The 16,980-nt window shown below is 71.4% G+C and carries 11 protein-coding genes and 1 pseudogene; 3 read left to right on the top strand and 9 right to left on the bottom strand.

Features of this window, described 5'->3' with window-relative positions; all coding sequences use genetic code 11:
* Window positions 1–52: 52 nt before the first annotated feature.
* The gene (locus tag FNH09_RS00355) at window positions 53–2,671 is read left to right on the top strand and encodes an alpha-L-rhamnosidase (protein ID WP_152883816.1); all 2,619 of its coding nucleotides are present in this window, start codon (window positions 53–55) and stop codon (window positions 2,669–2,671) included.
* 76 nt (window positions 2,672–2,747) lie between these two features.
* Window positions 2,748–3,743 carry a LacI family DNA-binding transcriptional regulator gene (locus FNH09_RS00350; RefSeq protein ID WP_152883812.1) on the top strand — a complete coding sequence of 332 codons (996 nt, stop codon included), beginning with the start codon at window positions 2,748–2,750 and terminating at the stop codon, window positions 3,741–3,743.
* A 104-nt stretch (window positions 3,744–3,847) separates the two neighbouring features.
* Here the strand turns inward: FNH09_RS00350 and FNH09_RS00345 are convergent, their stop codons facing one another.
* The 9 genes and pseudogenes from FNH09_RS00345 to FNH09_RS00305 all read right to left on the bottom strand — a co-directional run bounded on the left by FNH09_RS00345 (window position 3,848) and on the right by FNH09_RS00305 (window position 16,266).
* Window positions 3,848–4,891 carry a CU044_5270 family protein gene (locus FNH09_RS00345; protein WP_152883810.1) on the bottom strand — a complete coding sequence of 348 codons (1,044 nt, stop codon included), beginning with the start codon at window positions 4,889–4,891 and terminating at the stop codon, window positions 3,848–3,850.
* Window positions 4,888–5,514 (bottom strand): RNA polymerase sigma factor, encoded by a 627-nt coding sequence (locus tag FNH09_RS00340; protein ID WP_338017406.1) that lies wholly within the window; start codon window positions 5,512–5,514, stop codon window positions 4,888–4,890. Before FNH09_RS00340 ends, FNH09_RS00345 begins: the two co-directional genes overlap by 4 nt.
* Before the next feature lie 143 nt (window positions 5,515–5,657).
* On the bottom strand, window positions 5,658–6,680 hold the full coding sequence (locus FNH09_RS00335) for a substrate-binding domain-containing protein (RefSeq protein WP_162467908.1): 1,023 nt from the start codon (window positions 6,678–6,680) through the stop codon (window positions 5,658–5,660).
* A gap of 243 nt (window positions 6,681–6,923) precedes the next feature.
* Window positions 6,924–9,923 (bottom strand): glycosyl hydrolase, encoded by a 3,000-nt coding sequence (locus tag FNH09_RS00330; RefSeq protein WP_152883807.1) that lies wholly within the window; start codon window positions 9,921–9,923, stop codon window positions 6,924–6,926.
* Window positions 9,924–9,999: 76 nt separating this feature from the next.
* Entirely contained in the window at window positions 10,000–12,255 is a 2,256-nt protein-coding gene (locus tag FNH09_RS00325) for a beta-glucosidase (protein WP_202919553.1), read from the bottom strand.
* A 784-nt stretch (window positions 12,256–13,039) separates the two neighbouring features.
* Window positions 13,040–14,023, bottom strand: coding sequence for a zinc-binding dehydrogenase (locus tag FNH09_RS00320; RefSeq protein WP_162467907.1), 984 nt, complete (start codon window positions 14,021–14,023; stop codon window positions 13,040–13,042).
* A gap of 171 nt (window positions 14,024–14,194) precedes the next feature.
* A pseudogene (locus FNH09_RS00315) lies at window positions 14,195–14,827 on the bottom strand (ABC transporter permease); the annotation flags it as partial.
* Window positions 14,828–14,923: 96 nt separating this feature from the next.
* Complete coding sequence (locus FNH09_RS00310; RefSeq protein ID WP_152883805.1) at window positions 14,924–15,565, bottom strand: hypothetical protein; 642 nt, start codon at window positions 15,563–15,565, stop codon at window positions 14,924–14,926.
* Between the two features lie 41 nt (window positions 15,566–15,606).
* Window positions 15,607–16,266 (bottom strand): hypothetical protein, encoded by a 660-nt coding sequence (locus FNH09_RS00305; RefSeq protein WP_152883802.1) that lies wholly within the window; start codon window positions 16,264–16,266, stop codon window positions 15,607–15,609.
* Window positions 16,267–16,467: 201 nt separating this feature from the next.
* On the opposite strand from FNH09_RS00305, the gene FNH09_RS00300 reads away from it, so the two are divergent.
* Window positions 16,468–16,776: a hypothetical protein gene (locus tag FNH09_RS00300; RefSeq protein WP_152883800.1), complete on the top strand. Its 309-nt coding sequence runs from the start codon at window positions 16,468–16,470 to the stop codon at window positions 16,774–16,776.
* The last annotated feature ends 204 nt before the right edge of the window (window positions 16,777–16,980 follow it).

Below are 16,980 nucleotides of genomic sequence, written 5' to 3'. Positions count from 1 at the left end.
CCGGCGCGGAGACCCGCCTGTGTCCCGGTCAGCAGAGAACAGGAGCCGACCCATGCCCGACAATCCGAAGGCCGACGCGTCCGTGGTGGTGGCCGCACCGACCGCCGAACACCGCGGAAGCGGCCTCGGCCTCGGCGAGGCCCGCCCGCGGTTCTCCTGGGTGGTCGACACCGCACCCGACGGATGGCTCCAGCAGGCCTACGAACTGGAGATCTCGCCGGAGACCGGCCCGTCCTGGACCAGCGGGCGCACCGAGAGCGGCGACTCCGTCCTCGTGGCGTGGCCCGAGGACGTGCCCGCGCTCGCCTCCCGGGAGCGCCGCACCGTGCGCGTGCGGGTGTGGGGCCAGGACGGCACCCGCTCGCCGTGGAGTCCGGCCCTCACCGTGGAGGCCGGGCTGCTGTCGGCCGACGAGTTCACTGCCGCCATGATCACGCCCGCCGTGCCCGAACTCACCCGGCCCGCCCTGCTGCGCACCACCTTCGTCCTGCCCGCCCCCGCCGTCCGCGCCCGCCTCTACGTCAGCGCGCACGGGCTGTACGAGGCCGAGCTGAACGGGGCGCGGGTCGGCGACGAGGTGCTCGCTCCCGGGTGGAGCAGCTACCACCACCGCCTTCGCTACGCCACCCATGACGTCACCGCCCTCGTCAACGAGGGGCCCAACGCGCTGGGCGCCTGGCTGGGCGAGGGGTGGTTCAGCGGACGCTTCGGCATCCACGGCGGCCGCACCGACCACTACGGAAGCCACACCGGACTGCTGGCCCAGCTGGAGGTCGACTGTGCGGACGGCAGCCGGGTGGTGGTCGCTACCGGCGACGGCTGGCGCTACGCCTACGGGCCGATCACCTTCGCCGGCCTGTACGAGGGCGAACGCTACGACGCCCGCGCGGAGTCGACCGGATGGTCCCGCCCGGAGTACGACGCCTCCCGCTGGCAGCCGGTCCAGCAGATCCCCTTCGACGCCGGCACGCTGTGCGCCCCGCCCGGACCCCCCGTCCGCCGCACCGAGAGCCGGGCGCCCGAGGAGGTCCTCACCTCGCCCAGTGGGCGCAGGATCCTCGACTTCGGCCAGAACCTGGCCGGCCGGGTGCGCATCCGCGTCCAGGGCGAGGCCGGCACGACCATCACCCTGCGCCACGCCGAGGTCCTTCAGGACGGCGAGCTCTACACCCGCCCGCTGCGCCACGCCGTCTCCACCGACACCTACGTCCTCAAGGGCGGCGGCCCGGAGGAGTGGGAGCCCCGCTTCACCGTCCACGGCTTCCGCTACGTCGAGGTCACCGGCTGGCCCGAGGACCGCTCGCCCCTCGACGTCACCGCGCAGGTGCTGCACACCGACATGCGGCGCACCGGCTGGTTCTCCTCCTCGGACGCGCTGCTGAACCGGCTCCACGACAACATCCGCTGGAGCATGCGCGGCAACTTCCTCGACGTACCCACCGACTGCCCGCAGCGCGACGAACGGCTCGGCTGGACCGGAGACATCCAGGTCTTCGCGCCCACCGCGTCCTTCCTCTACGACTGCGCGGGCATGCTCACCTCGTGGCTGGCCGACCTCGCCCACGACCAGTACGCGGACGGCACGGTTCCGTTCATCGTCCCGGCGATCTCGGTCCCCGAGTGGACGCCGGCCTGGGCGGCCGCGGTGTGGGGCGACGCCGCCGTACTGGTGCCCTGGACGTTGTTCCAGCGCTTCGGTGACCGCGGCGTGCTGCGCGCCCAGTACGCCAGCGCCCGTGCCTGGGTCGACCTGATGGACTCCCAGCGCGGCGAGGACGGCGTGTGGCGGCAGGGCAAGCAGCTGGGGGACTGGCTCGACCCCGCCTCACCCCCCGAGGATCCCTGGCAGGCGCGCACCGACGCCCACCTGGTCGCCCAGGCCTATCTGGCGCACTCCGCGCGGATCCTCTCGCTCACCGCGGCCGAACTCGGCGAGAGCGCCGACGAACGACGCTATCTGGACCTCGCCGACCAGGCCCGCGCAGCCTTTCTGCGCACCTTCCGCACCCCCGACGGGCGGATGACGTCCGACACCCAGACCGCCTACGCGCTGGCCCTGCGCTTCGACCTGCTGCCCGACGCGGAGAGTCGCGCGCGGGCCGGGGAGCGGCTGGCGGACCTGGTCGCCAAGGACGGACACCGCATCGCCACCGGATTCGCCGGCACCCCCGAGGTCTGCGACGCGCTCGGCGACACCGGCCACCACGAAACCGCGTACCGACTGCTCCTGCAACACGAACGGCCGTCCTGGCTGTACCCGGTCACCCAGGGCGCGACGACCGTCTGGGAACGCTGGGACAGCATGCTGCCCGACGGCACCGTCAACCCCGGCGAGATGACCTCCTTCAACCACTACGCCCTGGGCGCCGTCGCCGACTACCTCCACCGTGTCGTCGCCGGCCTGGCGCCCGCCGCCCCCGGCTACCGGCGGCTGCGGATCGCACCGCGCCCCGGCGGCGGTCTCACCCGCGCCGGTGCCCGCCTGCTGACTCCGTACGGTCCCGCCGAGGTCGACTGGCGGGTGAGCGGCGGCACGCTGAGTGTGCGGGCCAAGGTGCCGCCGAACACCACGGCGGACGTCGATCTGCCGGGCTGGTCGACCACCGTCGGCAGCGGGATCCACAGCTTCGAACTGCCCTGGCCCGAAACGCCTGGCGGCCAGGATGATTGATCCGGCTACCATGTCCACACCCAATTGAAGCGTTACAACCGACCGTCCTGGGCGGCCGTTCGAAGGGCTCACGGAGATGAACACCATCGGGATCAAGGACGTGGCGCTGCGCGCCGGAGTCTCGATCGCCACCGTCTCCAACGTGCTCAACAGGCCCGAGAAGGTGGCCCGGGGCACGCGGCAACGGGTCGAGGACGCCATCGACGTCCTCGGCTACGTGCCCAACCTGGCCGCCCGGCAGCTGTCGGGCAGCCGGGGCAGCATGGTCGGACTGGTCGTCTTCGACGTGCGCAACCCCTTCCTCACCGATATCGCCCGTGGTGCCGAGGACCTGCTGCACGCCGAGGGGCGGACGGTGATGCTGTGCAACACCGACGTCCTGGCGGACAAGGAGGAGCGCTACCTCCAGCTGCTCGCCCAGCAGAACGCGGCGGGTGTGCTGATCACCCCCGCCGACCTCAACAGCCACTGGCTGGAGGGGCTGCGCGCCCGCGGGCTGCGGGTGGTCCTCCTCGACAACGCGGAGACCTACCCGGACGTCTGCTCCGTCGCGGTCGACGACGTGGCCGGCGCCGACTCGGCGATCACCCATCTCCTGGCCCGCGGCCATGAGCGCATCGCCTTCATCACCGGCCCGATGCACATGCGCCAGTCGAAGGACCGCCTCGCGGGCAGCCGTCAGGCGCTGGAGCGGGCCGGCCGCCCGGCGGAGGTCCTGCGGATCGTCGAGGCCGGCGCGTTCACCGTCGACCAGGGGCGGCGCGCCGGGGAACAGCTGCTGACGGCGAGCGAGCGGGTCACGGCGGTCTTCTGCGCCAACGACCTGCTCGCGCTGGGCGTCATGCAGACCGCCTTCCGGGCGAAGCTGCGCGTACCCGACGATCTCGCGATCGTGGGGTACGACGACATCCACTCGGCCGCGACCGCGGGCGTGCCGCTCACCTCGGTGCACGTCGGCGGGTACGACCTCGGCAAGGCCGCCGCGGAACTCCTGCTCGACGAGGACCGCCCCGGCCACACCCACCGCCGACTGGTGTTCCCGCCCCGACTGGTCGAACGCAACTCGACCTGACCCGGGGTTCGGCGGGGGGCGCATCCCGCGCTCCGACCCCCTGCCGTGAGAGCGGTGGCGGGTCGGAGCGCGATCGAGCTCCGGGACCTTCCGACGGCGAGCGGTCAGCTCTGGCGTCGGGTCCGGATACGGTCCGCGGCCGAGGGCTGCCGGCCGGCCTTGTCGACGACGGCGAGTTCCAGCTCGGCCTCGCTGGACAGCAGCGTGCCGGACTTCCCGTACGAGGTGTCCTTGATCAGATAGCTGCGGGAGCCGAGATAGGAGTAGTCCTTCTCGTCGAAGACCCACTCGGTGCGGATCCCGTAGCCCGTGTCGTCCCGGGCGATGCCGAGCCCCCGGCGGCCGATCGCGTCCCGCGCCCGCGGAGCCGCGGAGACGCCGGGGATCTTCGCCGCGGCCCGATAGAACGCGGCGGCCGTGTCGGGCGGCATCATCCCGCCGAGCAGAGACCCGATCTGCTCGAACACCGCCTGGTCCCGTCCCCGGCCCTCGGCGTGCGGGGTGTTCGCGTACAGGTAGGCCAGCAGCTTGTCGGGGTCGGTGGGCAGCGAGCCGAGCCAGCGGTAGGTGGCCCGGTTGATCCCGGCCGGGGTGCCGTCGGTGTCACCGAACTCGGCGTTGATCGGCAGCGTCTCGCCGTCCTCCCGCACCAGACCGAGCTTGCGCAGGGGCCCTGGTTCCTGGGCGGCCCACACCTCCCGCTCCCGGAGCGGGCCGAGGACGGCCTTGCCACTGGTCAGGTCGGCCCCGCGGGCCTTCTCCCGGGTGTAGACGAACTGGTCGTCCCGCACCTCGGGCGTGGTGCGTTCCTCGGCGGCGGCGGAGATCCGGCCCAGGAGCGCCGCGACGGGTCGCATGTCCGTGGCCGCACCGTGCGAGGAAGTGCCTCGGGGTGTCCCGCCGTTGCCGTTCAGGGCGACTCCCGCGGCCAGCGCGCCGGCCAGGGCCAGGGCCGTCGCGGGGGCCAGCAGCGCGGGCCGCAGCAGCCGCCGGGCCGGGCGGGGACGAGCCGTCTGCTCCTGGTCGTTGTCTCGGTCGATGCGGTGCATCAGCAGTTCCTTGTGACGAAGGTGCTGCTCGCGCGGAAGGTCCCAGTCGGCCGGGGCCGGCAGCAGGCGCGCGATCTCCTCGCGGTCGGCGTCGTTCATGTGAGCTCCTCCCGTACGGGCAGGGCCGCGATCGCGGCCGCACTTGTCATCTCTCCGCGGGTGACGGGTGGTTCCCGGTCCTCTTCCGCGAGGCGGGCCAGCTTCCTGCGGGCCCGCGAAAGGCGGGAACGCACGGTGCCGACGGCGATGCCCAGGGCCTCGGCCGTCTGCTGGTAGTCCAGGCCCGACCACACGCACAGGGCCAGCACCTCGCGCTCCTGGCGGCGCAGCCGGCCCAGGGCGGCGTGCACGGCACGCAGGCGTCGGGCGTCGTCGATGCGCCCGACCGTCCGAGGCGCGAAGTCCTCCTCCGCGGGCGGCTGCGGCTGACGCGCCAGGAACAGCTGGCGTCTGCGCTGTCCCCGGCGGGCGTTGTCCGCCTTGTGGGTGGCGATGCCCAGCAGCCAGGGCAGCAGCGAGCCGCCTTCCTCGTGCACCCGTGCCCGGGTCCGCCACGCGGTCAGGAACGTCTCGGACATGATCTCTTCGGCCGCCGACCAGTCGCCCGTCAACCGCAACCCGTGGTTGTACACGGCGCGGGCGAAGTCCTCGTACAGCTGGGCGAACGCCTCGCGGTCGCCTTGGCGCACGCGGCGGCGCACATCGTCTTCTGCGTCTTTCACGACCAGTTCTCTCCGCGACAGCAGGGGGGTTCCTGTGGTCTGTGTCACGCAGTCGGGTACGGCTCCTGAGGCAGGACCGGCATCGCGGACCCGCCAGGGGATGATCTCACCGGTCGTCGAGATCGATTCTGAGTGCCGTCGGCCTAGCGGGTCGGCGGCGGTCCGCTGGAGCGGCGGACGGTCAGCGAGGGGGTGATGACGTGATGTTGGGCCTCGTCCCGGCCCGCGATGCGTTCGAGCAGCATGGCGATCGCCCGCCGCCCCATCTCCGTGCCGTGCTGGTCGACGGAGCTGAGCGAGATCGCCGGGTGGGCGGCCAGATCCGTGTTGTCGTATCCGATCAGGGAGATCTCGCCGAGGGCGTCGCGTTCCACCAGGGCCGCCAGGGCGCCGAGGGCGAGCTGGTCGTGACCGGCGAACACGGCCGTGGGCCAGGGCCGGGTGTCGAGCAGTTCGTCGACGGTGGCCCGCGCGTGCTCCTCGGTCTGCCCGGTACGCACGACCCGGATGCGGTCCTTCAGGCCCGCCGCGGTCATGGCCTCCTCGTAGCCTTGCAGCCGCAGGGCGTGCGGGACGCCGCTGCCGGGTGTGGTCACCGCGAAGTCCTCGGTCAGATGGACGATGCTGCGGTGGCCGAGCCCGAGCAGATAGTCCATCACCTGCCCGGTGCCCGCCAGGTCGTCGCCGACGACGGTGTCGTAGTGGACGGATCGGTGGTGCCGGCCGAGCATGACCACCGGGACGGAACCCGCCAGTCGCTCCAGCCAGGAGGCGTCCACCCGGGGTGAGACGACCACGATCCCGTCGACCTGCCGGTCGGCGAGCGCCTCGATCGCGCCGTACCCTTCCCGGCCGTCGGCCGGCGCGATGATGGTCTGGTAGCGGGTGCCCTCCAGGGCCGCCAGGGCGCCGTCCACGATCTGGGTGAGGAAGCGGTTGCCCAGGTGCGGGACCTCCAGGCCGAGTGTGTAACTGGCCCCGCGCAGCGCACGGGCGGCCACGCTGGGCCGGTAGTTGAGCTCCTCGATGGCGGCGTTGACCCGGGCGCGCATGGCGGGGCTGACTCCGGCGGCGTCGCGGATCACCTTGGACACCGCCGCCCGGGACACACCGGCCGCCCGCGCGACGTCCTGGATGGTGACGGCCTGGCGCCGCCTGCCGGCCACTGACACACAGCCTCCCCGTGATCACCGTTGCGCGCAGCGTCCCCCGGCGCGTCGGCCGGGCGCAAGCCCCACCCGTTGCCGGCCGCGGCCCCGAGGCCCGGTCCGGCGGGGCGCGGGCACCCACGGGCACGGTCGCGTGCGATCGGGCGCCCACCGTCGGACAAGCCGCTGGACCCGCGCGCCGCCCGGTCCTGCACCGGCCGGTCGCGCGGGTCAGCGTCTCACAGTCCGTGCCCGGGCGGGTCAGTGCCCCTTGCCGGAGACGGTCCTTTCCGCGTAGGGCCTGACGACGACAGGACCGACGAGACCGTACGGCTGCTTCGCGTCGTACGCGGCGTTGCCGAGCAGGGTCGCCACATGCACCTCCACGACATTGCGGCCTGGCCTGACGAACCCGGAGACGTCGATCGAGGAGGCGTCGAGCAGGTCGGCCTCGGGCAGGGCCCTTCCGTTGATCTCGACCGTGTACGTGCCCTCGACCCGGCCCAGGTCGAGATACGCGCCCGCGTCCTCGGCGAACGAGGAGTCGAGGTCGAGGGCGCTGCGGTAGGTCGAGGTGCCCGACCGGCTTTCCAGACCGGCGATGTGCTGCCAGTCCGGCAGGCTGCCGTCCGGCCCCGCGGTCACGGTGAAGGTGCCCAGATCCTCCGTGCGGGTCCGGCTCGCCGTGTCGCCCTTGACGTACGCCCGTACGTCGAGGCTCCAGTCGGTGAGCGGGCGGGCGGCGGTGACCGAAGTGACCCTGGAGACGACGGTACGGCCGTCGCTCAGGCGGGTGGCGTAGGTGCCGGGGGCGGAGGCCCGCACCCGCACCTCGCCGTCGTCCGCGACCACCGCCGCGTCGGCTGTCGTGGAGAGGACGGAGACGTCGGCCTTCGGCAGCTTCCGGGTGTCCTCGTTGCCCTTGGTCAGGGCCAGAAGAACACCGTCCCCACTGGCGGCGGAGACCTCGACGCGGACCCCGTCGGCCGTGCGGGTGTACGCGGCGATCGGGGTGACCTCGCCGGTCCACGGGTCGTAGCGGTACGGACGGCCCGAGCCGGTCAGGGTGACCGTGGTCGTCTCGCGGTCCTTGCCGGAGTTCCAGAAGTAGTAGTAGTCGGTGTCGCCGCTCTCGCGGCGGAGGTTCAGGAAGTCCGAGGCCCCGGTGTAGGAGGCGGCGGGCTCGACCTCGGCCGTCCGCAGGGCGGGCAGGACGTCGGACTCCTCGGCGACCTGTTGGACGGTGCTCTGCCGGCGCAGCTCGGCCAGCACCCTGCGCAGCGCGGCGTCGGCACCCTGGTTCAGTCCACGGGTGCGCAGGACCGGGTCGCCGACGACGACGATCGGCAGTCCGGCCTTCGCCCACGACAGGATCCGCCGGGCGGAGTCGAGGTCGAGGGCCGTCTCGTAGTTGACGTTCTCGGTGTTGTTCAGGACGAACGCCTTGTACGACAGGCTCTTCGCCAGCAGTCGGCCGTGGCTGACCTCGGCGTTCTTGTCGGTGACCAGGTCCTGGTCCATGAAGCCGTAGGTGTAGCCGGCCCGCGCGAGGCTCTGGTCGGTGAAGTAGGCGTCGCCGGTGGCGCCGTCCTTGCTGTGGCCGCCGCCCTGACGGTAGATGGCCACGTCGTCGCGGAGTTCACCGCGCCGCATGACCGTCTGGAGCCTGGCCGTGTAGTCGTTGAGGGTGGCGTCGTCCGACCACGTCGGGCTGTGCGGCCCGTAGGCGTCGCCGACTCCGCCGCCGAACAGGGAGAAGCCCGGCCAGGAGGAGGCCGCGCCCTCGGTGCTGTCGCCCCAGCCGTGCCAGACGAACATGTTGACGCCGTTGACGACCTGCTGGTTGACCCGGGAGACCAGGGTCGAACGGGCCACCCGCTGGGCCTGTCCCTCCGCGCAGCACTCGGTGGAGACGCGGTCGCGGCCCGACTGGGCGACGGCGCTGGCGAGCGAACGCCAGCTGTCGGCGCTGCGGTTGAGCAGCGGGTCGACGTCGCTGCCGGAGTTGAAGGAGCGGTCCTCGCCCTCGGTGACGTCCAGCAGGGTCGCCATCTCCTGCGTGTCGATCGCCGTGGGACCCCAGGAGCTGTAGGGCTGGCCGCGGACCGTCAGATGGCGCTGGTGGGCCCACTTCAGCAGCGGCTTGAGGTGATTGTCGCGGAACAGCTCGCTCAGCGTGGTGCGGTAGTCCTCGCGGACGCGCCGACCCACGTCACCGTCGAACTCGTAGGCGGGATCGGTGACACCGATCGCGGCGATGTAGGGGACGAGGGAGTAGCCCCGCCGCTTCTGGAACTCCTTGAGGAAGTCGCCCGTCCAGGCTCGGACCTGGTTGCCGTTGCTGTTGAGTTCCAGCGAGTCGAAGAAGATCGAGCCCCCGGACTTCTCGATGGACCTCTCCAGCTCGGGCGTGAGGACCTCGTCCTGCCAGTAGTCCCTGATCGCGTCGAAGCCCTTGGTGCTGAAATGGTCCACCAGGTACGTGGTCTTCGCGGTGCCCGCCAGGCCGACGCTGTGCCCGGTGCCGGTCATCCAGCCGGTCACCAGCGTCCAGGTCCCGTCGTCCGGGGCGGTCCAGGTGATCCGGCCGTCGGCGACCTTCGAGGTGATGTCGACGGCGCTCCTCTGCTCCAGTATCGGTGTCTTCTCCGAGCAGGCGTCGGCGCACCGGTAGGCGACGACAGCCTGGAGCTCGCGCTTGGTGACCCCCTTGGGAAGACCGGACGTCGGGAGATCGCCGGAGTACGTCTCACCTGCCTCCAACACCACGTTGGCGAAGGTGAGTTGCTTGTCGGAGCCCTCGCCGTCGGGGGAGACGGTGGTGGTTCCGGCCGACCAGCCGGGGGTGTAGATGTGGTCGACCTGGAGGCCGGCCGCCCTGCCCGCGTCGTAGACCGACTTCATGGCGGCGGACCAGGCGTCGGTGCCCCAACCCTGCGTGGCCGCGCTGTACTTGGCTCCGCCGCCGATCGGGTTGAACTCCACTCCGCCCGCGCCGGCGGCGGCCATCTGCCGGATCTGCTGCTGGGCGGAGGCGTCGGTGAGCATGCCACCGGTGGTCCAGAAGCGGTAGAACGGCCGGTCCGAGGCGCCGGGTTCGGCGAACGACCCCGAGGAGGAGGCGCCGTGTGCGGTCGCCGGGGCACTGGCGACGGCCTGTGGTGCGCTGCCGAGACCGGCGCCGAGCGCCAGCGATGTCAGCAGGGCCCCGGCCAGTTGGCACCGTCGGCGGCCGAGTGGTCTTGCCGAGGAGGAACTCACGCTGTCTCTCCGTCCCGTGCGAGGGGACGCGCCCGCCCGTGCCCGAGGACACGGGCGGGCACGTGATGGGCAACCGTCAGTGCTTGTCGAGCGTGAACTTCGCCGCCAGGGCCGTGTCCGAGGACGTCCCCACGTGGGCGGTGAAGGTGCCGGACGGGGTGCGCCAGGCGTGGCGGGAGGTGTCCCAGTACTGGGTCAGGTGCTGCTCGTCGAGCTGGTCGGCCGTCAGGTGGATGGTGACCGTACGGCTCCGTCCGGCCTTCAGGGTCACCCGCTCCCAGCCGACCAGGCGCGCCGACGGCTCGTCGGCCCCGGCAGGCAGCTCCAGGTACACCTGCGGGACCTCGGTACCGGCCCGCTTGCCGGTGTTGGTCACCTTGAACTGCACCCGCAGGCCGTCCTTGCCGGCGCCGCCGGAGGTGAAGACCTTCAGGCCGGACAGCTCGAAGCTGGTGTACGACAGGCCGTAGCCGAACGAGAACAGCGGCTTCTGGTTCTCGGCCCGGTAGTAGCGGTAGCCGACCTTCATGCCCTCGCTGTAGTCGACCTGGCGGATCGACTGACCGGCGGCCTTCACGCCCGGGTACTGCTCCGGGGTGTGCGCGGGCTGCTGCGACTCGGACTTCGGGAAGGTGAGCGGCAGCTTGCCGGACGGGTCGACGTCACCGAACAGCAGCCCGGCGACGGCGGGGCCCGCCTGCTCGCCCGGGTACCAGGTCTCCAGCACCGAGTCGACCTTGGACAGCCACGGCATCGTGGTCGCGGTACCGGTCTCCAGGACCACCACGGTGGACCTGCCCTTGCCCGCGACCGCGTCGATCAGCGCGTCGCCGCCGGCGTCCAGGCTCAGGTCCTTCGGGTCGGAGAACTCGCCGACCTGCTTGTAGCCGAACACGATCGTGGCGTCCGCACCGGCGGCGACCTGTGCGGCCCGGGCCGGGTCGCTGCCGTCGTCGTAGACCACCTCGGCGCCGGCCGCGGCGGCCCGCTCACGGATGGAGTCCAGCGGCGCGACCATGTCCTCGCAGGCCATGGTGTTGCGGCCGGAGGCGGTCCCGCTGAAGTTCAGCGGCAGGCTGCACAACTGCTTGGCGTTCAGACCGCCGGCGGGGGTGTTCGAGGCGACCGAGCCGATCACCGCGATCCTCTTGTGCCGGTTGCCGAGCGGCAGGGTGTCGCCGCTGTTCTTCAGCAGGACCGAGCCCTCCTCGGCGATCTGCCGGGCCAGGGCCTTGTGGGCGGGCGTCGAGGCGTCCGTCACCGGCTGCGAGGGCAGCGGGTGGTCGAACAGACCGCCGCGGATGTACGAGCGCACCACGCGGAAGGCCGCGTCGTCGACGTCCTTCTGCGCGATCTCGCCTGCCGCGAGGGCTGCGTCCAGCTTGTCCGGGGTGAAGTAGATGGGACGGTTCAACTCCTGGTCCAGTCCGGCCTTGAGAGAGGCGGCCGTGGAGTGGACGGAGCCGAAGTCGCTCATCACATAGCCGTCCAGGCCCAGTTCGCCCTTGAGGCTGTTCCTCAGCAGCGGGTTCTCACACGCGTAGACGCCGTTGACCTGGTTGTACGAGCACATGACGCTCTCGGCCTTGCCCTCCTTCAGGGCGATGCCGTACGGCAGTTCGTAGATCTCCTTCAGCGTCCGCTCGTCCACGTCGGAGGAGCTGGTCTGCCGGTCGGTCTCCTGCTCGTTGGCGACGTAGTGCTTGAGGTCGGCCAGCACCGGCTTGTCCGCGTTGCTCTGGATGCCGCGGGTCTGGGCGCCCGCGAGGACGCCGTTGACGACCGGGTCCTCGCCGAAGTACTCCGGCGTGCGGCCCGCAAGGGGCGTGCGGCCCGCGCCGACGCCGGGACCGAGGATGACGTTCTTGCCCTTGTCGAAGGCTTCGCTGCCCTCCGCCGCGCCCTTGGCGTAGGCGGTGTCCTCGTTGAAGCCGGCGGCGAGGGAGATCTGTGCCGGGAAGGTCGTCACGCCTTCTCCGGCACGCACCCCCTCGGGGCCGTCGGTGTAGACGACGGTGGGCGTGCAGGCGACCTGGACCGGATAGGTCACCCCGCTGAAGGTGGTCTGGGCCGGGCTGTTGGCCGGCTGCTCCACGAGCCAGCGGTACTCCTGGTGCCGGGTGCTCGCCGCGAGCAGGGCCCTGGCCCGCTGGTCGGCCGACTTGTGGGTGTCCATCCACGGCACGGCCGAGCAGTCGGCCGCGGATCCGCTGTCGGCCGACGCGGCGACGACAGTGGTGGGACCCATGGTCAGCAGTGCGGCGGCGGCCATGAGCGTCGCGCTGGTGCGCAGGTTGCCGCTCGCGGTCCTCGCGGTTCTCTGTTCAGACAACACTGTCTCCTTGAAACGTTTCAATTGTTGGGAGTGGTCGCTGTCATGCGGGCGGGGCCGCAGGGTGATCGGGCTGACGGGAAAAGTGCAGAGCGGGGCAGGCGGCGCCTGCCGGACCTCGACGGGCGTGCGGCGACTCGGTGTCGGATCTCGGTTGCTCCGACGGCAGGGTGCGACTCAGGCGCTCCGGTGCCGGAGGGGCCTGGGATCTCCAGGAGTTGTGCCGGGCTCGGGCGCGGCCGCACGGGCGGTCGGCGCCCTGGTTACCTCCATGTTCACGGCTTTCACGGACTCCCTGTCGGAGGCTTCGTCGGCCTCCGTCGAGACGCCGGACCCTGGTGCGTCCACCGTCCACGACGCCGCGTAGATCGATCCACTCGACGACGGCCCTCACCGTAGGGCGTTTGCTGTGCCTCGGCAATGCCTGGGGCAAAAAACAATTCACGAACCAACTGGGGCAACCACGGGCATGGTTGGCCGCGACGGGGCGCTTGAGTCGTCTCCCTGGGCGTGGGGGAGGGGCCCGGAGCGGACTGAGGCCCGGCGGACAGGGAGGTCCGTGTCCGCCGGGCCCAAAGAGCCTGCGGTGCAGAGGAGTCGGGGGCAGGCCGTCATGCGTCGCAGTCGAGAGCAGGCCGGCGCGCAGCGATTGATGAATCGTTTTTACGCGCACCATTGCCACCCGACCGGGGAGCCCCTACTGTGAGGGCCGCCGCGAAGTGGATCGGTCTACGTCAGGTCGTGGACTGTCGGTTCGCGGGTTGTCGGACGCGTACCTCTGCGCTCAGGACCGGACTCGCAGCACGGCCTTCCCCATGTTCCCGCCCGATTCCAGCACTTGGTGGGCCTGCGCCGCGTCGGCCAGGTCGTACTCGGCCGTGATGTCGATCCGCACGGCACCCGAGGCGGCTTGAGCCAGCGCGGCGACGGCGTGTCGGCGCAGCGTCTCGGGGGCCCGGCGGGCGAGGTCACCGATGTTGTAGCCGGTCAGGACACGGTTGTTCTTCCACAGCGAGAGGACCGGGAGGGTGAGGTCGGGGTGACGGGCCGCCTCGCCGTACACGGCGACCCGGCCGAACGGGGCCAGTACCTCCAGGCTCGCCAGCCGAGTGGGGCCGCCGACCGGGTCCAGGACCAGATCCACGCCCCTGCCGGAGGTCGCCTCTGCCACCGCCTCCGCGAAGCCGTCGCGCAGGAAGACGTCGTCGTATCCGAAGCGTCTGGCGTACCGCGCCTTCTCGGGCGTGCTCACGGTCCCGTACACCGCTGCCGCCCCCAGCGTCCGGGCGAGCTGTGCCGCGGCCGAACCGACCCCGCCCGCTGCCGCGTGGACCAGCACGGTGTCGCCGGGCGCGATCCGGCCCGCGCCCGACAGGACCCCGTATGCCGTGGTCAGCACGAGGGGTGCGGCACCGGCCGTGCGGAGGTCGAGGGCCGGACCGGCCAGAGGGAAGACGAAGGACGCCGGTGCGAGGGCGTACTGCGCGTATCCGCCGCCGTCCGGGAGGTAGGCGGCGACTTCGGCGCCGGCTTCGAGGCCCGTCACGCCCGCACCCGTCGCCGCCACCGTCCCGGACACCTCCAGACCGGTCACCGTCTCGCCCTCGGGCGCGCCGAAGTCGCCGAGGCGGTGCTGCACCTCGCCGTAGTTGACACCCGCGTACGACACCCGGATCAGTACCTCGCCCGGGCCGGGTTCCGGGGTGGGCAGCTCCACCGGGCGCAGTACTTCCGGTCCGCCGATCTCCTTGAATGCGATAGCCCGCACACGTCCCCCCACTGTCGGACCGCAGCCGTCGGTCACCGTGATCGTTTTGCTCGCTCGGACGTCCGCAACGTGCGCCTGGACGGTGCTATTCCCGGGGCGAGGGGTGCGCCGGTCGGGCCGGACGGGCCGTGCCGGGGACTTCAAAGACGATCACGCGACAACGCGGCCCGCTCACTTGGTGGGCTCGCGGTTGTAGAGCTTCTTGGCCCATGGATAGCCGCCCGAAGCGATCAGGGCGCACCAACCGATCGTCAGGATGGCGTGGTTGCCGATCGGGGTGCCCATCAGCAGCCCACGCAGGGTTTCGATGAACGGAGTGAACGGCTGGTACTCGGCGAACCATTTCAGCCCTCCCGGCATCGAGTCGGTGGGGACGAACCCGCTGCCCATCATGGGCAGGACCATCAGCGGCGTCAGCAAGTTGCTCGCGGTGGCGACACTCCTGGCCGCCATGGCCAGTGCGACCGACAGCCAGGTGAGCGCGAGGATGATCAAGAGGAGCACGCCGATCGCGCCGAGCCACTCGCCGAAGCCCGCGGCCGGCTCGAATCCCACCAGCAGCGCGACCCCGACGACGGCGGCGATACTCAGCAGGGTCTGGATCAGGCTGCCCAGCACATGACCGGTGAGCACCGAGACCCGGGCGATGGCCATGGTGCGGAACCGGGCGACGATGCCCTCGGTCATATCGATGGCTACCGAGATCGCCGTGCCCTGGGCCGCGGTCGCCACGGTCATCAGGACGACGCCGGGCACGACGTAGTTCACATAGGCGTCCCGGCCGCCCGCGGGCCCGCCGAGGCCGGTACCCCGAAAGACGTCCGAGACCGACGACTGAACAGGTCACGCCGACCTCGGGTCTCGGTATGCGCGAGAGGGGAGAGCGCGTGCACAGGTCTCTCAGTACCAGCGGACCTGGCCGGCTGCTCCCTGGCCCGTGCGGGCGGCATGGCGCAGAACGCGGAGCGGGCCGTCGAGAAGTTCGTCCGCGTCGTGGGCGGGATCGTCACCCAGGCCGGTCATCCACGCGTGGATTCGTTCGATCACGTCACGACGTGGGGTTCCGGTCAGGGCGAGGGTCTCCTCGGCCGCGGGTAGCTGAGCGCGGACCTGTTCGGCATCGAGAAGGAAGTCCCCGACGCGGCCCGGCAGCCGCAGTGTCGCATCGGGGCCCAGCGCGTAGGCCAAGGCGGAGAACGGGTCGGCCTTGCGCGCCGTGGCCACGAACAAGCCCTGCTCGAAATCGGGGGGAAACTGGGCCATGACCGTGTCACGCAACTCCTCCGCGTGGTCGGAGTCGTCGCGACAGGCGGCGAAGAACGCGCGCAGCCGGAGGGCGTCCTCGTCGGCGCTCCATGCCCCGGGAGATCTCGTCGACGGAGTGAACAGGGACGCCTGCGCCTTGCTTCGCCACCAGGCCAGTTCCCCGGGCACGTCGCAGTGCACCGGTGCCGACGTCGAGTTCTGCACCGGAGCGTTCAGCGCATTCCGTATCCCCTGTTCGGACAGCACGCCGACGATCCACACGCCTGTGACGCTCAACTCCGTCTCCTTCTGCTCTGCCACCCGAATCCGGGCATGTCTCAGCCGTCGGTGTGACGGTCGTCCGTACCGCGGGTCCACAGGGAGAGGTCACTGCTCGTCGCCACGGCGATCGTCCGGCCGGAGGGGGAGAAGCCGGCTGCGCGGAATGTGGAGTGGTTCGAGTGGAAGATGTGCCACCACTGCTCTCCGTGCGGACCCGAATGCGGGAGCCCGCCGTCGATCGACAGCAGGATCCGCTCGTTCGGCCAGGCCGGGGTGACGACTTCCAGGGTCCAGCCGTCCTCGGTGGTGGTGTGCAGCCCGCCGCCGAAGAGCCCGGCGATGCGTACACGGCTTCCGGCGATCGGTCCCAGCCCGGGGCAGGACAGATCGGCGACCGCGTCGGGCGTGCTGTCCTCGGGAGCAGGGTCGCGGTCCCTGGCGATCTTCTCGCCGGTGACGGTGTCGAAGAGACCGTGCCCGTCGTGGGAGACGACCATCACCAGATCGTGGCCGGTGCCGGGGTCCGTGGCGAAGCCGATTCCGAGCAGTCCGCCGACAGGGACGCCGTACTCGTACGCGAAGACGGGCCGCCACGGTTCGGGCGCGGGTACCACCGGGGCCGCGAGAAGCCGGTTGCGCATCGCCCGCTGGTAGGCCGAGAGTTCCGGCTCATGCTCGGACCGTCGGACCGGAGGCGTCTCCTTCGTCCACTTCATCACGGGACCATGATCCTCGCCTTGACGGGGTCGTTCCAGGGGCGACACCGCCCTCCGCGCAGGCGCAGCCGGTCCACATGCCGCGGTCCGGGCCGCGACGGACGCGTGTGCGCTCGTCGGGCGTCATGGGTAGGTACTCTCCAGCACCCACGGGGCGCAAGTCGGCAGTCCGATCGCGCCTGACGGGCATGAGGAGCCTATGTGGCACCACTGACACCGATGGTCGTCAGGGGAATCCGGCGCATCGGCCAGAAGCGGATGCCGCTGCCGTCGGCGGAGTTCGACCGGCTTCCTGCTGATCCGGACCCCGCTCGTCGGCGCCGCGGTCCCGGGCGCCTGGTGGTGCGCACGCTCGTCGGCATCGCGGCCGGACGGGGCGCCGCGGCAGGCGTGCCCGTCGTGACGCCGGAGGGGCGGGCCCTGTACGAGCGGGCGGGATGGCGGGTGGTAGTCACGCCGTCCGGTGCCGTGCGAAACTGGGGTCCGCTCGATACCTCGTCGAGGTTCTGAAGCCCCCAACGCAACCACTTGGCCGACGGGCCGGGAGCCTTCATGGCTTCGGCCCCCGTCGGCCATGTCTCTGCGTGTCGGCTTCAGGAGCAGGCACCGAAGGCGCGCCGCGCTCCGGGCGGCCTGCCGTCCTCGACACCGGATCGGCGAGCGAATCCAGGATCGACATCGTGGAGAGGTCCCCGTCGTCACCGATGGTCCGAT

This window comes from Streptomyces adustus (genome assembly GCF_009377175.1).
GTDB classification, from domain to species: domain Bacteria; phylum Actinomycetota; class Actinomycetes; order Streptomycetales; family Streptomycetaceae; genus Streptomyces; species Streptomyces adustus.
This window is presented reverse-complemented; position numbering and strand designations above follow the sequence as displayed.